General features: G+C 63.0%; 17 protein-coding genes and 1 pseudogene. 3 read left to right on the top strand and 15 right to left on the bottom strand.

Annotated elements, in window-relative coordinates:
• Positions 1-14 precede the first annotated feature (14 nt).
• The 15 genes from rnhB to rpsB all read right to left on the bottom strand — a co-directional run bounded on the left by rnhB (position 15) and on the right by rpsB (position 15,365).
• Positions 15-719, bottom strand: a complete 705-nt coding sequence (rnhB, locus tag G3O01_RS27950; protein ID WP_205809833.1) for a ribonuclease HII — start codon at positions 717-719, stop codon at positions 15-17.
• Positions 716-1,885, bottom strand: a complete 1,170-nt coding sequence (gene lpxB / locus G3O01_RS27945; RefSeq protein WP_205809832.1) for a lipid-A-disaccharide synthase — start codon at positions 1,883-1,885, stop codon at positions 716-718. Before lpxB ends, rnhB begins: the two co-directional genes overlap by 4 nt.
• Before the next feature lie 3 nt (positions 1,886-1,888).
• On the bottom strand, positions 1,889-2,677 hold the full coding sequence (gene lpxA, locus G3O01_RS27940) for an acyl-ACP--UDP-N-acetylglucosamine O-acyltransferase (protein ID WP_205809831.1): 789 nt from the start codon (positions 2,675-2,677) through the stop codon (positions 1,889-1,891).
• Positions 2,678-2,851: 174 nt separating this feature from the next.
• Positions 2,852-3,313, bottom strand: a complete 462-nt coding sequence (gene fabZ, locus G3O01_RS27935) for a 3-hydroxyacyl-ACP dehydratase FabZ (protein WP_035990836.1) — start codon at positions 3,311-3,313, stop codon at positions 2,852-2,854.
• A gap of 167 nt (positions 3,314-3,480) precedes the next feature.
• On the bottom strand, positions 3,481-4,557 hold the full coding sequence (gene lpxD, locus G3O01_RS27930) for a UDP-3-O-(3-hydroxymyristoyl)glucosamine N-acyltransferase (RefSeq protein ID WP_205809830.1): 1,077 nt from the start codon (positions 4,555-4,557) through the stop codon (positions 3,481-3,483).
• 109 nt (positions 4,558-4,666) lie between these two features.
• Entirely contained in the window at positions 4,667-5,158 is a 492-nt protein-coding gene (locus tag G3O01_RS27925; RefSeq protein ID WP_241024317.1) for an OmpH family outer membrane protein, read from the bottom strand.
• A gap of 86 nt (positions 5,159-5,244) precedes the next feature.
• Positions 5,245-7,557, bottom strand: a complete 2,313-nt coding sequence (gene bamA, locus G3O01_RS27920; RefSeq protein ID WP_205809828.1) for an outer membrane protein assembly factor BamA — start codon at positions 7,555-7,557, stop codon at positions 5,245-5,247.
• A gap of 65 nt (positions 7,558-7,622) precedes the next feature.
• A complete protein-coding gene (gene rseP / locus G3O01_RS27915) occupies positions 7,623-9,026 on the bottom strand; it encodes an RIP metalloprotease RseP (RefSeq protein WP_205809827.1) in 1,404 nt (467 codons plus the stop codon).
• 7 nt (positions 9,027-9,033) lie between these two features.
• Positions 9,034-10,239 carry a 1-deoxy-D-xylulose-5-phosphate reductoisomerase gene (locus G3O01_RS27910; RefSeq protein ID WP_205809826.1) on the bottom strand — a complete coding sequence of 402 codons (1,206 nt, stop codon included), beginning with the start codon at positions 10,237-10,239 and terminating at the stop codon, positions 9,034-9,036.
• Positions 10,240-10,259: 20 nt separating this feature from the next.
• Positions 10,260-11,081, bottom strand: a complete 822-nt coding sequence (locus tag G3O01_RS27905) for a CDP-archaeol synthase (protein ID WP_205809825.1) — start codon at positions 11,079-11,081, stop codon at positions 10,260-10,262.
• A complete protein-coding gene (gene uppS, locus G3O01_RS27900; RefSeq protein ID WP_205809824.1) occupies positions 11,075-11,857 on the bottom strand; it encodes a polyprenyl diphosphate synthase in 783 nt (260 codons plus the stop codon). The genes G3O01_RS27905 and uppS overlap by 7 nt, the downstream gene beginning before the upstream one ends.
• Positions 11,858-11,930: 73 nt before the next feature.
• Complete coding sequence (gene frr / locus G3O01_RS27895; RefSeq protein WP_109478633.1) at positions 11,931-12,491, bottom strand: ribosome recycling factor; 561 nt, start codon at positions 12,489-12,491, stop codon at positions 11,931-11,933.
• Between the two features lie 94 nt (positions 12,492-12,585).
• Positions 12,586-13,299 carry a UMP kinase gene (gene pyrH, locus G3O01_RS27890; protein WP_012400732.1) on the bottom strand — a complete coding sequence of 238 codons (714 nt, stop codon included), beginning with the start codon at positions 13,297-13,299 and terminating at the stop codon, positions 12,586-12,588.
• Between the two features lie 243 nt (positions 13,300-13,542).
• The gene (tsf, locus tag G3O01_RS27885; protein ID WP_205809960.1) at positions 13,543-14,424 is read right to left on the bottom strand and encodes a translation elongation factor Ts; all 882 of its coding nucleotides are present in this window, start codon (positions 14,422-14,424) and stop codon (positions 13,543-13,545) included.
• A 188-nt stretch (positions 14,425-14,612) separates the two neighbouring features.
• Complete coding sequence (gene rpsB / locus G3O01_RS27880) at positions 14,613-15,365, bottom strand: 30S ribosomal protein S2 (RefSeq protein WP_109478630.1); 753 nt, start codon at positions 15,363-15,365, stop codon at positions 14,613-14,615.
• A 379-nt stretch (positions 15,366-15,744) separates the two neighbouring features.
• Between rpsB and map the strand changes: the two genes are divergently transcribed.
• From map to G3O01_RS45405, 3 genes and pseudogenes are all read left to right on the top strand, one after another.
• Positions 15,745-16,557, top strand: a complete 813-nt coding sequence (gene map, locus G3O01_RS27875) for a type I methionyl aminopeptidase (protein WP_205809823.1) — start codon at positions 15,745-15,747, stop codon at positions 16,555-16,557.
• 25 nt (positions 16,558-16,582) lie between these two features.
• Entirely contained in the window at positions 16,583-19,162 is a 2,580-nt protein-coding gene (locus tag G3O01_RS27870) for a [protein-PII] uridylyltransferase (protein WP_205809822.1), read from the top strand.
• Positions 19,163-19,168: 6 nt separating this feature from the next.
• Positions 19,169-19,332: pseudogene (locus G3O01_RS45405) on the top strand (pseudouridine synthase); the annotation flags it as partial.

Below are 19,332 nucleotides of genomic sequence, written 5' to 3'. Positions count from 1 at the left end.
TGTTGTGCGCAGCGTCAGAAAGGCGCACTGTCGTCGACGGCAGCGGGCGGCATGACCACCACACCTCGCGGCAGCGCGACCGCCGTGCCAAGCCGCAAATGCGCCTCGCGCACGGGCGCAAACGAGCGCCGGTGATGCTCACACGGACCATGCTCGCGCAGCGCCGTCAGATGCTGCGGCGTGCCGTAGCCCGCATGTGCATCGAAACCGTACATCGGAAACATCTGATGCAGTTCGAGCAGCATGCGGTCGCGCGTGACTTTCGCGAGAATGGACGCGGCCGAAATGCACGGCACGAGCGCGTCGCCACTGACGATCGCCTCGCTGCGGATACTCAGCGTCGGGCAGCGATTACCGTCGATTTTCGCCAGCGTCGGCGTGACTTTCAGACCTTCGACGGCGCGCTTCATCGCCAGCATCGTCGCGTGCAGGATGTTCAGCGAATCGATTTCCTCGACCGACGCCGAGGCGATGCAATACGCCAGCGAGCGCTCAATGATCTTCTCGTACAGTTCGTCGCGCTTTTTTGCCGTCAGTGCTTTTGAGTCATCGAGGCCGCGAATGCGCGGCTTCGATGGATCGAAAATCACGGCGGCGGCCACCACGGGACCCGCGAGCGGACCACGTCCCGCTTCGTCAACACCGCAAATGACGTCTTCCGGCGACGAAAAATCGAAGCCGTCCTGATTCACGGTCTTCGATGCCGTCTTGCGGGTCATGGACGCCCCCGGCGCGTTTCGATCACTTCGACGACGGCGTCCGCAGCCCGCTGCGCTGTGTTTTGCCTGAGCACGTGATGCATCTCGGTGAAAATTTCCGTCAGCGTGCGCCGGTTTGCATCATCGCGCAACTGGGTGAGCGTGGCGTCCGCCAGCGCCTCAGGCGTTGCGAAGTGCTGCAGGATTTCCGGCACGACGAAACGTCCCGCCAGAATGTTCGGCAAGCCCACGTACGGCAGATACCCTTGGCGACGCATGATCTGCCCCGTCAACCAGGGCACCTTGTACGAGATCACCATCGGCTTTTTAAGCAGCGCTGCTTCGAGCGTCACCGTGCCGCTTTTCACGAGAATCGCGTCGGCAGCGGTCATCGCGACTTGCGCGTTGCCGTCTGTCAGCGTCAGCGGCAGCTTCGGGTGTGCGTCGACGAGCGGTTTCAGCAGTTCGCGCAGCGCCGGCGTCGCGGCAGGCATCACGAAGCGCACGCCCGGCTCGCGCTGCAGCATCAGTTCCATCGCGTCGAAGAACGTCGGGCCGATCAGCGAGATTTCCGAGCGGCGGCTGCCCGGCAGCACCGCGATCACCGGGCCGCTTTCAGGCAGCCCGAGTGTGCGTCGCGCGCCGGCCATGTCCGGTTCGAGCGGAATCTCGTCGGCGAGCGGATGGCCGACATATGTCGCCTTCACACCCGATTTCTCGAGCAGCGCCTTTTCGAACGGAAACACGCACAGCATGTGATCGACGGCCTTGACGATCTTCTTGATGCGGCCGCCGCGCCACGCCCAGATCGACGGACAGACGAAATGGATGGTCGGAACGCCCGCATCGCGCAGCGGATGCTCGAGGCCGAAATTGAAATCGGGCGCGTCCACGCCGATAAACACCGACGGCGGCTCCGCCAACAGTTGCCGCTTTAGCTCGTTTCGGATCCCGAGAATCTCGGGGATATGCCTCAGCGCTTCGACGTAGCCGCGCACCGACAGCTTTTCCATCGGGAAATGCGCGTCGAAGCCCTTCGCGATCATGCGCGGGCCGCCGATGCCGAAATACTGCGTCGAATCAGGCAGACGGGCCGCCAGCCCGTCCAGCAGCGAAGCCGCCAGCAGATCGCCCGACGGCTCGCCGGCTACCATTGCGAGCCGTAGCGGACTGGTAGGCAACGGCATCGGTCAGCGGATGATGCCGCGCTGCGACTGCTCGACGAAGTCGACCAGCGCGCTCACCGGCTCGTCGCCGTCGCCGCCCGCCGAAGCGAGCTCGCGCAACTGCACCTTCGCTTCTTCGAGCGACAGACCGTTCTTGTACAGCAGACGGTAGGCCGAGCGCAGCGCCGAAATCGCATCCGGCGAGAAGCCGCGGCGACGCAGCCCTTCGACGTTGATGCCGTGCGGCTCGGCCTTGTTGCCCGCCGCGATCACGAACGGCGGAATGTCCTGCACGAGCGCCGACGCGCCGCCAAGCATGGAATGCGCGCCGATGCGCACGAACTGGTGCACACCCGACATGCCGCCGACGATCGCGTGATCGCCGATGATCACGTGGCCCGCCATCTGCGCGTTGCTCGACAGGATCACGTTGTTGCCGATCTGGCAGTCGTGGCCGATGTGCACATACGCCATGATCCAGTTGTCGTCGCCGAGCGTGGTGATGCCCTTGTCCTGTACGGTGCCCGTGTGGATCGTGGTGAACTCGCGGATCGTGTTGCGATTGCCGATCACGAGCTTCGTCGGCTCGTCGCGATACTTCATGTCCTGCGGACGGCCGCCGACCGACGCGTAATGGCCGATCCGGTTGTCTTCGCCGATCGTCGTGTAGCCTTCGACCACACTATGCGAACCAATCGTCGTGCGCGCGCCAATCGTGACGTTCGCGCCGACAATGGCGTACGGTCCGATTTCGACCGATTCGTCGAGCTGCGCGCCCGACTCGATGATCGCAGTAGGATGAATCCTGCTCATGCGCCCTCGCTAGTATTTCCGCGTATCAGTTACATGGCGCGGATGACGCTGCGGCGTCATCCGACGCGTTGAAGCGGTCACGATGCAACCCATCTTGTGACCGCCCGAGGTGTCGATTGTTCTGCCTTGCGTGTAACCGGACGTGACCACGAATGGCCGCCCGGCCGCCGGCAGTTACTCGCTGTCCGTCTGGCGCACCGCGCACATCAGGTCGGCTTCCGCCGCCACCTGGCCGTCCACTTCGGCGCGCGCCTTGAACTTCCAGATGCCGCGCATATGGCGCTCGAACGTGACGTTCAGGATCAGCTGGTCGCCCGGTTCGACCACGCGCTTGAAGCGCGCATTGTCGATGCCAACGAAGAGGTACAGCGTGTTGTCGGGGTCGTGCGGCTCTTCCGCGAAGGTCAGCAGCGCTGCCGTCTGCGCGAGCGCTTCCAGAATCAGCACACCCGGCATGACGGGGCGCTTCGGGAAGTGACCCATGAAGTACGGTTCGTTGATCGACACATTCTTCAGCGCTTTGATGCTCTTGTGCGGCTCGAGTTCGAGCACCCGATCGACCAGCAGGATCGGGTAGCGATGCGGCAGCAGCGTGAGAATCTTGTGAATGTCGAGATTGATTTTTTCGGTGCTCATGGTGTTTCTGCTCACGCAGGGGTTGCGCGATGATGACTGCGAATGCTGGGTAGAGGGGCCTGAATGATGATGACGCGCCCTGCCGCCCGTTCCTGTGCCGGTTGCGCGCGTTTTGGGGGCCGCGCGCGCCGGCGCTCGTTTCCGTGATGCTTATGGTGCCGGGATGCTTACGCCTTGTCTCCGGAGGCGCTGGCAACCGCGGCTTCGAGTGCCTTGATACGATCGCGCAACTTGTCGAGATTGCGCATCAACGCGGCGCTTTTGTTCCAGTCGGCATGATTGACGGCCGGGAATGCGCTCGTGTACATGCCGGGCTTGCTAAGCGACTTCGACACACCCGACTGCGCGGTGACGATCACGTAGTCGGCAAGCGTGACATGACCGGCAATGCCGACCGCGCCGCCGATCATGCAGTGGCGGCCGATCGTCGTGCTGCCCGCGATGCCCGCGCAACCGGCGATCACCGTGTAGGCGCCGATCTTGCAGTTGTGGCCAATCTGCACGAGATTGTCGATCTTCACGCATTCTTCGATGACAGTATCGGCCATCGCGCCGCGGTCGATCGTCGTATTTGCGCCGATTTCGACGTCCGGTCCGATCGATACGCCGCCCACTTGCGGAATCTTGACCCAGCTGCCCGTGCGCGCATCGCCTTCGCCGACGAAATCGGGCGCAAAGCCGAAACCGTCCGAACCGATCACGGCGCCCGCGTGGATGATCGCACGCTCGCCGATCTTGCAGCCGTGATACACGGCGACGTTCGGATACAGATGCGAGTCCGCGCCGATTTTCGTACCGCGGCCAACCACGACGTTCGCGTCGAGGCGCACGTTCTCGCCGATCGAGACGCCCGCTTCCACCGTCACATTCGGGCCGATCACAGCGCTCGCGGCGATCTGCGCGGACGGGTCGATGGTTGCGCTGGCATGCACGCCGGGCTTCGCCTTCGGCGTCGCCATGTCGATGAAAGCCTGCGCCAGACGCGCGAAGTAAGCGTAGGGATTCGGCGTGACGATGAAATTACGGCCGTCGCGCGCTGTTACCTTGTCCAGATCCGCCGCGTTGATCAGCACCGCGCCCGCGCGGGTCGTCTCGACCTGCGCCAGATACTTCGGGTTGGCGAGAAACGCCAGTTGATCGGGGCCGGCCTGATCGAGCGGCGCCAGGTTGCCGACGCGGTGCGCGCGATCGCCGACGATCTCTCCGCCGAACCGCTGGACGATCTGCTCGAGCGTGAATGCCATGCGTGTACTGCTCCTGCTGTTCAGTTGCCCAACCTGCGCGAGATCGACCGCATCCCGCGCGCCGGGGAGTTGCGCAGAACGGCTGCCGTCGGCGCCGTCCTGCCCGGCTTCAATTGCCCGACGCTGCCAGTGCCTTCAGCACCTGGTCGGTGATGTCGATACGCGGGCTGACGTACACCGCTTCCTGCACGATCAGATCGTAGTGCTGCTGCTCGGCGATCTGCTTGATGACCTTGTTCGCACGGTCGAGCACAGCCGCCAGTTCCTCGTTGCGGCGCTGGTTCAGGTCTTCGCGGAATTCACGCTGCTTGCGCTGGAAGTCCGTATCGAGCTGCGACAGGTCGCGCTGCTTCTGCGCGCGATCAGCCGCCGACAGCGACGCGCCGTTCTTGTCGAGCGAGTCGGACATCGACTTCAGACGTTGCGCCATGTCCTGCAGGTCCTTGTCGCGCTTCGCGAACTCCGCTTCGAGCTTGGTCTGCGCAGCTTTCGCCGCCGCCGACTCACGCAGGATGCGATCCGAATTCACCGCGGCGATTCTCGCTTCCTGCGCCAGCGCGGCATTTGCCGCGCCCACGCCGAGCGTCATGGCCAGAGCCATTGCACACGCCACACGTTTCGAAAACATACCAGTTAGCAAAGTCATCCTCTCGATGCTGTAAGGGGTTCCAGTTCCGGCGCGCGCGATCAGAACGCCGTACCGATCTGGAACTGGAACTTCTGATACTGGTCGCCCGTGTGCTTCTGCAGCGGGAAGCCCAGCGACAGCTTGAGCGGCCCGATAGGCGAAATCCACGCGAGACCGACACCGTAACCGTAACGCAGGCCGTTCGAGCCGGTGGCCGTATCGCCGCCCTGACGCGAATCGCCCCAGACGTTACCGGCATCGAGGAACGTGAACACGCGCAGCGTACGGTCATAGCCCGTACCCGGCAGCGGGAACGTCAGTTCGACGTTGGACACGAACATCTTGTTGCCGCCGATCGGGTCGTTCGTGACCTTGTCGCGCGGACCCAGCGAGCTCGGTTCATAGCCACGGACCGAGCCGATACCGCCCGCGTAGTAGTTCTTGAAGATCGGGTACGCGTTGCCGATACCGTTGCCGTAGCCGCCCTGAACGTTGAAGCCCAGCACGAAGCCGCGCGAGAACGAGTAATAGTACTGCGCCTGCAAGTCGGCCTTGTAATACTGGACGCCGCCCAGCGGCGTACCGTACTCGGTGTTCGCCTGCGTGAAGTAACCGCGGCTCGGTACCAGCGCGCTGTCACGTGCGTCGCGCGACCAGCCGATCGTCAGCGGCACGTTGTTCGACACGCGGCCGAAGTCCTGCACGTAGTTCTTGTAGGCCTGCGGCGTATTCGCGTCGACGTCGAGCGTGTTCTGCTCGAAGCCCGCGCCGAAGTAGACCGTGTCCACTTCCGAGAACGGAATACCGAACTTCAGGTCACCGCCCATCGTGACGATACGGAAGCTCGAATCCGTCGAGTAATACAGCGGCTCGTACGTACGGTAGTAGACGTCGGTAATGCGCTTGATGCCGTCGACCGTGAAGTACGGGTCGACCTGCGTGACCGTCAGCGTACGGTACGTCTTAGCGGTGTTCACGTTCACCGACAGACTGGTACCCGAGCCGAACACGTTGTCCTGCGACACGCCCGCCGACAGCACCACCTTGTCCGTCGACGAGAAGCCGGCGCCCAGCGTGATCGCGCCCGTAGGCTTTTCGGCGACCTTCACGTCGACGTCCACCTGGTCCGGCGTGCCTTCCACCGGCACGGTCGTCACGTCGACATCCGTGAAGTAACCGAGACGGTTGATACGGTCTTTCGACAGCGCGAGGCGGTTCGAATCGAACCACGAGCTTTCGAGCTGGCGCATTTCACGACGCACGACTTCGTCGCGCGTACGCGTGTTGCCCACCACGTTGATGCGGCGCACGTACACGCGGCGGCTCGGGTCGACCTGCAGCGTCAGGTCGACCTTGTGATGCTCCTGATCGATCTGCGGCAGCGCGTTCACCGTAGCAAACGCATAGCCGTATTCGCCGAGCTTGTCGACGATCGCCTTGGTCGTGGCCTGCAGCTTTTCCGCCGAGAAACGGTCACCCGGTTTGATCTTGATCAGCTTGTTCAGCTCGGCTTCGCGGTCGAGCAGATTGCCTGCGAGCTTGATGCTGTTGATGGTGTACGGCTCGCCTTCATGCAGCGTCACCGTCAGGTACATGTCCTTCTTGTCCGGCGAGATCGACACCTGGGTCGACTCGATATTGAACTCGAGGTAACCGCGATTCAGGTAGTACGAGCGCACGTTCTCGAGGTCGCCCGTGAGCTTTTCCTTCGCGTACAGGTCGTTCTTCGTGTACCACGAGAACCAGTTCGGCGTGGACAGCTGCATTTCATCGCGCAGCGTGCTCGTGCTGAACGCCTTGTTGCCGATGAAATTAATCTGGCGGATCTTCGCGCTCGGACCTTCGATCACGGCGAACAGGACCGCAACACGGTTGCGATCGATCGGCGTGATCGTAGTCGTGACTTCAGCTGCGTAAAAACCGCGCGTCAGATACTGGCGCTTCAGTTCCTGTTCGGCCTTGTCGACGAGCGCCTTGTCGTAATAGCGGCCTTGCGAGAGACCGACGGCGCGCAGCGCCTTGATCAGGTTGTCCTTCTCGAACTCGTGCAGGCCGGAGAAGTCGATCGTGCCGATGGCGGGACGCTCGAGCACCTGCACCACCACGACGTCGCCTTCGGTGGCGATCTTCACGTCGTTGAAGAAGCCCGTTGCGTACAGCGCGCGGATGGCTTCGGAAGCCTTCTCGTCGGTAAACGTATCGCCTTGCTTGATGGGAAGGTAGGAGAACACCGTGCCGGGCTCGACCCGTTGCAGCCCTTCGATCCGAATGTCTTTCACCACAAAAGGTGTCGTCGCGTGAGCTACCAGCCCATGCGCGGCGATTGCCGCGGCTACAACCGTCTTTGGAACAAAGCGATGAGGTTTAAACAACGTGCTTCCCCAGTGTGTATAGCTGCATCAGGTCAGGCGGGCGTCATCGTACGCCGCCAGACACTTTAAAAATGGATTAAACGAGCAAGATCGTTGAACAGCGCAATCGCCGACAGGGCGACGATACAAGCCAGTCCCGCTCTTTGAAGAACGAGCTGCCAGCGATCCGATACGGCTTTGCCGGTAACAGCTTCAACCAGATAATATAACAGATGCCCCCCGTCCAATACCGGTATTGGTAAAAGGTTGAGCACGCCGAGGCTTATGCTGACTAGCGCGAGGAACGACAGGAATGCTGACGGACCGAGCCTCGCGCTCTTGCCCGCATAGTCCGCGATGGTCACCGGACCGGACAGATTCTTCAGCGACGCCTCGCCGACAATCATCCTTCCGAACATCCGCACCGAGTACACAGCAAGGTCCCACGTGCGATGCGCGCCGAGCCGCAGGCTTTCTGCAGGACCATAACGGACGTCGATCGACGGCACCTGCGTGGCGAGCTCGGCACCGATACGGCCGATCGGCTGACCCGTCGTTTCATCGCGCTGCGCACCGGGGACGATGGTTAGATTCTGTAATGCACCCGTCGTCGGCTGATCGGCTTTCGGATTCTTCCCGCCACGCTCGATCTGCAGCACGATCGGCTTGCCCGCGTGCGACTTGATGTAGTTGATGAAGGTGGTCGCGTTGTCAGCGGGATGGCCATCGACGGCGCGAATCTTGTCGCCTGCCTGCAGTCCCGCCGCCAGCGCCGCGCTGCCCGGCTGCACGCCCGCCACCGACAACGTACCGCCGCCCGGCTCGAAACCGAGGCGCGACATGAAATCGTCATCGACTTCCTTTTCGCTCAGGCTTTGCAGGTCGAGCGGAAAGTCGAACGTGCCATGCGTGTCCTTCGCGGTGAGCACGACGCGCTTGTGATCGAACGCGGCGCCGAGCAGCTTCCAGCGCAGGTCGGACCACGAACGCACGGTCTCGGATTCACCCGCGTTCGCGTCGCGCACCGCGACGACCTTCTCGCCGCCTTCGAAACCCGCGCGAGCAGCAGCCGTGTCGGACGCCGGCGCGGCGACGATCGCGGCGGGCTCGGTGACCCCCGTAGCGAAGACGGCTGCAAACAGCACGACGGCCAGAATGAAATTGGCGATCGGACCAGCGGCCACGATCGCGATGCGTTTGCCCACCGATTGACGGTTGAACGCGTGTGGCAAGTCGGCGGGCGCGATGGGTGCGCCCTCTTCGCGCTCGTCGAGCATCTTGACGTAGCCGCCGAGCGGCAGCGCCGCGATGGTCCACTCGGTGCCCGTCTTCTTGCTGACCCAGCGCGCGAGCGGCTTGCCGAAGCCGATCGAAAACCGCAGCACCTTGACGCCGCACAGGCGCGCGATGCTGTAGTGGCCATATTCATGGACGACCACCAGTACGCCAATCGCGACTGCGAAGGCGACCACTTCGATCAGCAGGTTCATAAACGCCTCACTGGACGGCGCGTTCCGTAAGGCGAGCGCCCGCCGGCAGACCGTCGATGAATGCGTGGGCGGCACGGCGCGCAGCGGCGTCGGCGTCGACCACGTCGGCGAGGCTCGATGCCTCGCGGTTGGGCAATGCGTTCAACACGGCATCGACGACCTGGGCGATCGCCATGAAACCGATACGGCGTGACAGGAACGCTTCGACAGCAATCTCGTTCGACGCATTCAGCGCAGCGCTCGCGATACCGCCTTCGGCGAGTGCTTTCATGGCCAGCGCGAGACACGGGAAGCGCGTGTAATCGGGCTTCTCGAACGACAGCTGCGCGATCTCCGCGAGATCGAGTTGCGCGACGCCCGAGTCCACGCGATCCGGGAACGCCAGCGCGTGCGCGATCGGCGTGCGCATGTCGGGATTGCCCAGTTGCGCGAGCACCGAACCGTCCGCATACGAGACCAGCGAGTGAATCACGCTTTGCGGATGGATCAGCACGTCGATGCGATCGCCGGGCAGATTGAACAGATAGTGCGCCTCGATCACTTCGAGGCCCTTGTTCATCATCGTGGCCGAATCGACGGAAATCTTGCGGCCCATCACCCAGTTCGGATGCTTGCACGCTTCTTCCGGCGTAACGTCGACGAGGCTGGACGGTTCGCGCGTACGGAACGGGCCGCCCGATGCCGTCAAAATGATCTTCGACACGCCGCCATGCTGCGCGATTTCACGCGGCAGGCATTGGAAAATCGCGTTGTGCTCGCTGTCGACGGGCAGCAGGATCGCGCCGTTGTCACGCACCGCGTCCATGAAGATCTCGCCCGACATCACGAGCGCTTCCTTGTTCGCAAGCAGGATGCGCTTGCCGGCGCGCGCGGCCGCGAGGCTCGGCTCGAGGCCGGCAGCACCGACGATCGCCGCGACGACGGTATCGCAGCTGTCGCTCTTCGACACGTCGACCAATGCCTGCGGGCCGTAGGTCACTTCCGTCTTGCAGCCCGCTGCGCGCAGTTTCTCCGCGACGCTCGCAGCCGTATCGGCATCGCCGACCACGGCCACTTCGGGCTTGAAGCGCAGGCATTGCTCGACGAGCTTGTCGCCGTTGCGGTGCGCCGTCAGCGCATAAACCGAGAAACGTTCGGGATGACGCGCGACGACGTCGAGCGTACTGTCTCCGATCGAGCCCGTGGAACCGAGCAAAGTGATTCGTTTTTGCATATCTTTTCTCTAGCCGATAGCTACGACAACAGCAGCATCGCGAGCGGCAGCACCGGCAACAAAGCATCGATACGGTCGAGCACGCCGCCGTGACCCGGCAGCAGATTGCTCGAATCCTTCACGCCGGCCTGGCGCTTGAGCATCGATTCGAACAGATCGCCCACCACGCTGAACACGACCAGCAAGGTCAGCGTGGCAAACGCACGAGCGGTGCCCAGATGGTCGAGCAACGCGGAATACAGGGTGGGCGCGAACGCATGGGTGACGACGGCCACGGCCGCGACGATCATCACGGCCAGCCACCCGCCGATCGCGCCTTCCCAGGTCTTGCCGGGGCTGATCGACGGCGCGAGTTTGTGCTTTCCAAACGCCTTACCCGCGAAGTATGCGCCGATATCGGCCAACCAGACCACCAGCAGCAGGGAAAGCACGAATGGCACGCCCGCCATCCGCGCCGCGACGAGCGCGTGCCAGCAGGCGGCGAACACCACCACGCCCGCCAGCAGCAGGAACGGCCGCCACGCGCCCTGCGCGAGCGTCGGCTTGCGCAGCAGCACGAACGGGCCGGCGAATATCCAGAAGATTGACGAGGCCTCGAAGAGCGGCCGCGGCGCCGCGACGCCCGTGCCGAGCTTCGTGCTCGCGACCAGCGCCAGCGCGGCGACAATCGCGTAGATCACGGGGCCTGCGCCTGGCAGCTTCAGCAGCCGCGCCCATTCCCACGCGGCAAACACGACGACGAACGCGATCAGCGCGCCAAACCCGCCGATCGGCGCCCAAAGCGTGACGGGAAGAAGAATGGCCAGCAGGACGATCGCCGTGATGACACGGGTTTTTAGCATGGAAGCGAATCGGCGTTTTGCGATTGCGGTTCGAGTTGCGCGCTGGTGCGGCCGAAGCGGCGCTCACGGCCCGTGTACGAGCCGATGGCGCGACCAAGCGCGTCGGCGTCGAAATCCGGCCAGTAGGTGTCGGTGAAATAGAACTCGGTGTACGCGAGCTGCCACAGCAGGAAGTTGCTGATGCGCTGCTCGCCGCCGGTGCGGATAAAGAGATCCGGCTCGGGTGCGTAGGCCATCGCCAGGTGTTCGGCGAAGGCTTCCTCGCTGACCTCGACGGGACGGCCCGCTGCCACCGACTGCTCGATCAGCTTGCGCGTGGCCTGCATGATGTCCCAGCGGCCGCCGTAATTCGCGGCGATGGTCAGCGTGAGGCGCGTGTTGCGCGCCGTCTTGGTTTCGGCGCGATTGATCAGATCCTGGATCTTCTTGTCGAACATCGACAGATCGCCGACCACGCGCAGACGGATGCCGTTTGCGTGCAGCTTGCCGATTTCGCGCTCGAGCGCGGTCACGAACAGGCGCATCAGGAACGACACTTCGTCGGTCGGACGGCGCCAGTTTTCGGAGCTGAATGCGAACAGCGTCAGATATTCGACGCCCTGGCGCGCGCAGGCTTCGACGGCTGCGCGCACTGCGTCGACGCCGCGCGTATGGCCCGCCACGCGCGGCAGACGGCGTTGCGTCGCCCAACGGCCATTGCCGTCCATGATGATCGCGATGTGACGCGGTACGGCTGCGACGTCAGGAACGCGAACAGTTGAGCTTGTATAGGTCATGGCCGTCGGGTAAAGCTACGAAGAAAGAAACGATGATCAATGAAAGTCTTGATGTCTGGTGTGCGCCAGACCATCAAACCGTCATGATCTCGCCTTCCTTGGTCTGCACCAGCTTGTCGATTTCGGCCACGAACTTGTCCGTCAGCTTCTGGATGTCGTCGCTGCCGCGGCGCTCGTCGTCTTCCGAAATTTCCTTGTCCTTCACGAGCTTCTTCAGTTGCTCGTTGGCGTCGCGGCGCAGGTTGCGCACTGCCACCTTGGCCGTTTCGCCTTCGCTCTTGACGACCTTCGTCAGTTCGCGGCGGCGCTCTTCCGTCAGCGGAGGCATCGGCACGCGGATCAGGTCGCCGTGCGTGGCCGGGTTCAGGCCCAGATCCGATTCGCGGATGGCCTTCTCGATCACGCCGACCATCTTCTTTTCCCACGGCTGCACGCCGATCGTGCGGGCGTCGACGAGCGTCAGGTTGGCAACCTGCGAGATGGGCACGGGCGAGCCGTAGTAGTCGACCTGGATGTGATCGAGCAGGCCCGTGTGCGCACGGCCCGTGCGGATCTTCGACAGATCGTTCTTGAACGCGTCGAGCGAGCGCTGCATCTTTTGCTCAGCGCCTTTTTTGGTGTCAGCCACAGACATGATTAAACCTCCGAACCTTCAAAACGATGCGGGCCCGCCAGCGCGCGAGGCGCAGCCTGAGCCCGCGTTCAAGCCCACAGACGTGAAAGAGAGTTTACACGTGGACGAGCGTGCCTTCGTCCTCGCCCTGCACGATGCGCTTGAGCGCGCCCGGCTTCACGATCGAAAACACACGGATCGGCAGCTTCTGGTCGCGGCACAGCGCAAAGGCCGTCGCGTCCATCACCTGCAGGTTGCGGCCGATCGCTTCGTCGAAACTGATCGTCGTATAGCGCGTAGCCGACGGGTCCTTCTTCGGATCGGCCGAGTAGACGCCGTCCACCTTGGTTGCCTTCAGCACGACTTCCGCGCCGACTTCCGAACCACGCAGCGCAGCCGCCGTGTCGGTCGTAAAGAACGGGTTGCCCGTGCCGGCCGCGAAAATCACGACTTTGCCCTCTTCCAGCTGGCGGATCGCGCGGGGACGGATATACGGCTCGACCACCTGGTCCATGCGCAGCGCCGATTGCACGCGCGCTTCGATGCCGGCGTGGCGCATTGCGTCCTGCAGCGCCAGCGCGTTCATCATCGTGGCCAGCATGCCCATGTAGTCAGCCGTTGCACGGTCCATGCCCGCTGCGCCGCCTGCGACGCCGCGGAAGATGTTGCCGCCGCCGATCACCACCGCCAGTTGCGTGCCGAGCCGCACCACCTCGGCCACGTCCGCCACCATTCTTTCGATGGTCGCGCGATTGATGCCGAATGCATCATCGCCCATCAGGGCTTCGCCAGAGAGTTTGAGGAGGACGCGTTTATAGGCAGTGGGCATAGAGATATCCAGGTCGCGCTGAGCAGGGCAAATAGAGCCGCCAAACAACAGGAACTAACTGTAGGGGTGAAATACGGGTTCGGGCAAGCGCCGCCAAATTGACGCGCCCCGGCGCCAGGCCAAAGCTGCGAACAGGCGGCTGCGGCGCGCCTTTCGCGCGTGCAGCCCAAGGGGCGCTGCCGGCCGCGGCGAAGTCCAGCCCCGCCGCGGGTCAAACGGTACTGCTTGAAACTTAAATGACGCTTATTGTTGCTTTGCAGCAGCGACTTGCGCAGCGACTTCAGCAGCGAAGTCGTCCTGGCGCTTCTCGATGCCTTCGCCGACGACGAACAGCGAGAACTTCTGCACGCTCGAGCCAGCTGCCTTCAGCATCTGTTCGATCGTCTGCTTGTCGTTCTTCACGAACGGCTGGTTCAGCAGCGACACTTCCTTCAGGTACTTCTGCACCGAACCGTCGACCATCTTCGCGACGATTTCAGCCGGCTTGCCGGATTCAGCAGCCTTCTGCTCGGCGATGCTGCGCTCTTTGGCGATCAGATCCGCCGGAACGTCGTCCGACGACAGCGAGACCGGCTTCATAGCCGCGATGTGCATCGCGACGTCCTTACCGACCTGCTCGTCCGCGCCCGTGTACTCGACCAGCACGCCGATGCGCGTGCCGTGCAGGTACGCAGCCAGCTTGTTCGACGTTTCGAAGCGTGCGAAACGGCGGATCGACAGGTTTTCACCGATCTTGCCGACCAGTGCCGAGCGCACTGCGTCGACCGTCGAGCCGTCCAGCGGCAGTGCCGACAGCGCAGCGACGTCAGCCGGATTCTGCTTGACGATGAGTTCAGCGACCTGCTTCGTGAAGCCGATGAAGTCGTCGTTCTTCGAGACAAAGTCGGTTTCGCAGTTCAGTTCGACGATTGCGCCGACGCCGCCTTCGATGAACGAAGCGATCACGCCTTCAGCCGTGACGCGCGACGCAGCCTTGCTGGCCTTGTTGCCGAGCTTCACGCGCAGCAGTTCTTCCGCGCGCGCCATGTCGCCGTCGGCTTCCGTCAGCGCCTTCTTGCATTCCATCATCGGCGCGTCGGTCTTCGCGCGCAGTTCTGCCACCATGCTTGCGGTAATTGCCGCCATCATTCGCTCCTTGAGTCTGTCTGTCACACGCCGCCCGCATTCGATGCCGGCGACAGAATTTCGTTTCCGCGCAGCGCACAAATTTTCGGGCGCTGCCGCGTGCCCGTTGCGGCACGCACATTCAGATCGTCGCGACTAAAAAAAAGGGGACTATAGAGAGCCCCCTTTTTTGCCGGACACAGGGTGCTTTACGCTTCCCCGTTGACCTCGACGAACTCGTCGCCGTCGGTGCCGCGGACAGCTTGCACGACTTCGTTCACTGCGTTCGCACGGCCTTCGACGATCGCGTCAGCCACGCCTTGCGTGTACAGAGCGACTGCCTTGCTGGCGTCGTCGTTACCCGGGATCACGTAATCGATGCCTTCCGGCGAGTGGTTCGTATCGACCACAGCGATAACGGGGATGCCCAGCTTGTTCGCTTCCGTCACAGCAATCTTGTGGTAGCCGACGTCGACCACGAAAATTGCGTCAGGAATGCCACCCATGTCCTTCACGCCGCCGATCGACTTTTGCAGCTTGGCGATTTCGCGTTCGAACAGCAGCGCTTCCTTCTTGCTCATCTTTTCGAGCTCGCCTGCCTCGACTGCTGCCTCCATGTCCTTCAGGCGCTTGATCGAAACCTTCAGCGTCTTGAAGTTGGTCAGCATGCCGCCGAGCCAGCGTGCGTTGACGAACGGCATACCTGCGCGCAGCGCTTCTTCAGCGATCGTGTCGCGCGATTGACGCTTCGTACCGACGAACAGGATCGTGCCGCGGTTCGCTGCCAGTTGACGCACGTACTTCAGTGCGTCGTTGTACATCGGCAGCGTCTTTTCGAGGTTGATGATGTGAATCTTGTTGCGATGGCCGAAAATGAAGGGGGCCATCTTGGGATTCCAGAAGCGCGTCTGGTGACCGAAGTGGACACCGGCTTCCAGCATTTGACGCATGGTAACTGCCATGAAAATCTCCGCTAGGGTTGGGTCTTAAGCCGGCCGCCGTATCCGCCGCGCCGCCTTCACCACATTTTGGGAAGACCTGACGCCGCGAACACCCTGGGTGCGCCGGCTTGCGAATCTCGTGAATTGCGGCACATGCCGCCGTTGACGAGGAAAGCCTGCCGCCAATACGAATTCCGGATGTGAACATCGCAGATATTCAAACTGACGATTGACTTAGCCAAAGAGTATAGCACGCGAGCATTGCAGGACTCAACCTGCCCGGTGGCTCCCAGTGATGTCGCGGGTTGCACCTCCACCCGCCCGAACACCCGGCAATTTCCAGCGATAGCGCGAATAAGGTGCGATAATTACACGATAAACCGCATTTCAGGCCCGACTCATGGCTATTAAGCTCCAAAACCAAGACGATATCGCGCAAATGCGCATCGCCGGACGGCTCGCGAGCGAAGTGCTCGACTACATCACGCCGTTCGTGAAACCCGGCGTCACGACGGGCGAACTTGACCGCCTGTGCCACGAGCACATGACGAACGTGCAAGGCACGGTTCCCGCGCCGCTGAACTATCAGCCGCCCGGCTATCCTCCGTTTCCGAAGGCCGTCTGCACGTCGGTGAACGACGTGATCTGCCACGGCATTCCCGGCGACAAGGCGCTCAAGAACGGCGACGCGCTCAATATCGACGTCACCGTGATCAAGAACGGCTATTACGGCGACACGAGCCGCATGTTCATCGTCGGCGAAGGCTCGATCATGGCGAAACGTCTCGTGCAGACCACCTATGAATGCATGTGGCTCGGCATCGAGCAGGTGCGCCCGGGCGCGCATCTCGGCGATATCGGCTACGCGATCCAGAAGCATGCGGAAAGCCTCGGCTACAGCGTGGTGCGCGAATACTGCGGCCACGGCATCGGCCAGGTGTTCCACGACGAGCCGCAGGTGTTGCACTACGGCCGCCCAGGCACCGGTATCGAGTTGCAGGAAGGCATGATTTTCACGATCGAGCCGATGATCAACGCCGGCCGCCGCGACATCCGCACGATGCCCGACCAGTGGACCGTCAAGACGAAGGACCGCAGCCTGTCCGCGCAATGGGAGCACACCATCCTCGTCACGCCGACGGGCTACGAAGTGCTGACCGTTTCGGCCGGCACGCCCGAGCGTCCGCAAATCGCGGCCGCCGCCACCGCCTGACCCTTTTCGCCCCTAACCGCCGCCTATGAGTAGCGTTCACGCTGTCGCCCATTCCGATGCCACGTCTCTCAAGGCGGACTACAAGGTGGCCAAAACCCCGCTGCTCGACCGCTTCAAGACCGCGACCAACGTCGACACGCTGATGCGCGCGCTCGCGCGCATCACCGACGACGCACTCCGCGGCGCATGGGCTGCCTGTGAGCTGCCCGAGACACTGGCGCTGCTGGCCGTCGGCGGTTACGGGCGAGGCGAACTCGCGCCCCACTCCGATATCGACATTCTGGTGCTGCTGCCCGATGAACCGGTGCAGCATCTGGAAGCGCGCATCGAGCGCTTTATCGGGATGGCGTGGGACCTAGGGCTGGAACTGGGCAGCAGCGTGCGCACGGTGTCGCAATGCATCGAGGAAGCGGCGAATGACGTCACCGTGCAGACTTCGCTGCTGGAAGCGCGGCGCATCGTCGGCAGCACGGCGCTGTTTGAGAACTTCTCGCAGCGCTACCGCGACGCACTCGATCCACGCGCATTTTTCCAGGCAAAAGTGCTGGAAATGCGCCAGCGTCATGCGAAGTTCCAGGACACGCCCTACGCGCTCGAACCGAACATCAAGGAAAGTCCGGGCGGGTTGCGCGACCTGCAGCTGATTCTGTGGATCACGCAGGCGGCCGGATTCGGCAGCAGTTGGCGCGAACTGGACGCACGCGGCCTGATCACGGATCGTGAAGCGCGCGAACTGCGTCGAAACGAAGGCTTTCTGAAGACGCTGCGCGCGCGTCTGCACGTGCTCGCCGGGCGTCGCCAGGACATTCTGGTGTTCGACCTGCAGACCGCGCTCGCCGAAAGCTTCGGCTTCAAGGCGACGACCACGCGCCGCGCCAGCGAACAGCTGATGCGCCGCTACTATTGGGCCGCCAAAGCCGTCACGCAGCTCTCGACCATTCTGATTCAGAACATCGAAGCGCAGCTTTTTCCTAGCACGAGCGGCATCACGCGCGTTCTGTCCGATCGTTTCGTCGAGAAACAGGGCATGCTGGAAATCGCCAGTGACGACGTGTTCGAGCGCGAGCCGAACGCGATCCTCGAAGCCTTCCTGCTGTACGAAAAGACGCCGGGCGTCAAAGGACTGTCGGCGCGCACGCTGCGCGCGCTTTACAACGCGCGCGACAAGATGGATCACCGCTGGCGGCGCGATCCGGAAAACCGGCGCCTGTTCATGGAAATCCTCAAGCAGCCAGTGGGCATCACGCACGCGATGCGTCTGATGAACCAGACCAGCGTGCTGGGGCGTTATCTGCTGAACTTCCGCAGGATCGTCGGACAGATGCAGCACGATCTGTATCACGTCTATACCGTCGATCAGCACATCCTGATGGTGCTTCGGAATATGCGGCGCTTTGCCGTGGCCGAGCACGCGCACGAATATCCGTTCTGCAGCCAGTTGATCGCGAATTTCGAGCGGCCGTATGTGCTGTACGTGGCGGCGCTGTTCCACGACATCGCAAAGGGCCGCGGCGGCGATCACTCGACGCTCGGCATGGCCGATGCGCGCCGCTTCTGCCGCGAGCATGACATGTCGGCGGACGACACCGCGCTCGTCGTCTGGCTTGTCCAGCATCACCTGACGATGAGCCAGGTCGCGCAAAAGCAGGACACGAGCGACCCCGAAGTCATCAAGCGTTTCGCCGAAATGGTCGGCACCGAGCGGCACCTGACGGCGCTCTATCTGCTGACGGTCGCCGACATCCGCGGCACCAGCCCGAAGGTCTGGAACACGTGGAAAGGCAAGCTGCTCGAAGACCTGTACCGCGCGACGCTCGCCGTGCTCGGCGGTGCCCGCCCCGACGCGCACTCGGAACTCAAGCAGCGCCAGGAAGAAGCGCTCGCGCTGCTGCGGCTCGAAACGGTGCCCGAAAACGCGCACCGCGCGCTGTGGGACAAGCTCGACGTCGGCTATTTCCTGCGTCATGACGCGGCCGATATCGCATGGCAGACACGCGTGCTGTATCGCCATGTCGAGACCGAAACGCCGATCGTGCGCGCGCGGCCCTCGCCCATCGGCGAAGCGCTGCAGGTGCTCGTCTACGTGAAGGACCGCCCCGACCTGTTCGCGGGCATCTGCGCGTATTTCGACCGCAACGCGCTGTCGGTGCTCGATGCACGCGTCAGCACCACCCGACACGGCTATGCGCTCGACAACTTCCTCGTCGCGCATACGGAACGTGACGTGCATTATCGCGACATCGCCAACCTCGTCGAACAGGAACTGACGGAACGCCTGAGGGCGGAAGGCACACTGCTGCCGGATCCGTCGAAGGGCCGTCTGTCGCGCCTGTCGCGCACGTTCCCTGTGACGCCACGCGTCGACCTGCGGGCCGACGAGCGTGGCCAGTATTACATCCTGTCCGTGTCGGCCAACGACCGGCCGGGCCTTCTTTATTCGATCGCGCGCGTGCTGGCCGAGCACCGGGTCGGCGTCCATGCGGCGCGGATCAATACACTCGGCGAACGCGTCGAGGACGTGTTCCTACTCGATGGACACGGCCTCTCCGACAACCGACGACAAATCCAGGTCGAAACGGAGCTGCTGCGCGCGATCGCAGTGTGAGATTTCATGCGAGTCAAACTGACAGCCAAGCATCCGCGGCCGGCTTCGTCCGAACGCACCCCTGTGCGTTCGGGCAGCACGACTGCCCGCAAGCCGACGCGGCCTGCCCCCGCCAAAACTGCATCGTCGACGGGACCGCGCGGCAGCGCCGGTGCCAGCAGCGCACCGGC

Source organism: Burkholderia sp. Ac-20365 (assembly GCF_017104715.1).
Classification (GTDB): Bacteria; Pseudomonadota; Gammaproteobacteria; order Burkholderiales; family Burkholderiaceae; genus Paraburkholderia.
The sequence above is the reverse complement of the archived record's forward strand: the minus strand, read 5'-3'. Positions and strand labels throughout refer to the sequence as shown.

Coding starts and splice junctions, on each gene's coding strand:
- rnhB (WP_205809833.1), bottom strand. CDS start 719: ATGACCCGCAAGACGGCATCGAAGACCGTGAATCAGGACGGCTTCGAT.
- lpxB (WP_205809832.1), bottom strand. CDS start 1,885: ATGCCGTTGCCTACCAGTCCGCTACGGCTCGCAATGGTAGCCGGCGAG.
- lpxA (WP_205809831.1), bottom strand. CDS start 2,677: ATGAGCAGGATTCATCCTACTGCGATCATCGAGTCGGGCGCGCAGCTC.
- fabZ (WP_035990836.1), bottom strand. CDS start 3,313: ATGAGCACCGAAAAAATCAATCTCGACATTCACAAGATTCTCACGCTG.
- lpxD (WP_205809830.1), bottom strand. CDS start 4,557: ATGGCATTCACGCTCGAGCAGATCGTCCAGCGGTTCGGCGGAGAGATC.
- G3O01_RS27925 (WP_241024317.1), bottom strand. CDS start 5,158: ATGGCTCTGGCCATGACGCTCGGCGTGGGCGCGGCAAATGCCGCGCTG.
- rseP (WP_205809827.1), bottom strand. CDS start 9,026: ATGAACCTGCTGATCGAAGTGGTCGCCTTCGCAGTCGCGATTGGCGTA.
- G3O01_RS27910 (WP_205809826.1), bottom strand. CDS start 10,239: ATGCAAAAACGAATCACTTTGCTCGGTTCCACGGGCTCGATCGGAGAC.
- G3O01_RS27905 (WP_205809825.1), bottom strand. CDS start 11,081: ATGCTAAAAACCCGTGTCATCACGGCGATCGTCCTGCTGGCCATTCTT.
- uppS (WP_205809824.1), bottom strand. CDS start 11,857: ATGACCTATACAAGCTCAACTGTTCGCGTTCCTGACGTCGCAGCCGTA.
- frr (WP_109478633.1), bottom strand. CDS start 12,491: ATGTCTGTGGCTGACACCAAAAAAGGCGCTGAGCAAAAGATGCAGCGC.
- pyrH (WP_012400732.1), bottom strand. CDS start 13,299: ATGCCCACTGCCTATAAACGCGTCCTCCTCAAACTCTCTGGCGAAGCC.
- tsf (WP_205809960.1), bottom strand. CDS start 14,424: ATGGCGGCAATTACCGCAAGCATGGTGGCAGAACTGCGCGCGAAGACC.
- rpsB (WP_109478630.1), bottom strand. CDS start 15,365: ATGGCAGTTACCATGCGTCAAATGCTGGAAGCCGGTGTCCACTTCGGT.
- map (WP_205809823.1), top strand. CDS start 15,745: ATGGCTATTAAGCTCCAAAACCAAGACGATATCGCGCAAATGCGCATC.
- G3O01_RS27870 (WP_205809822.1), top strand. CDS start 16,583: ATGAGTAGCGTTCACGCTGTCGCCCATTCCGATGCCACGTCTCTCAAG.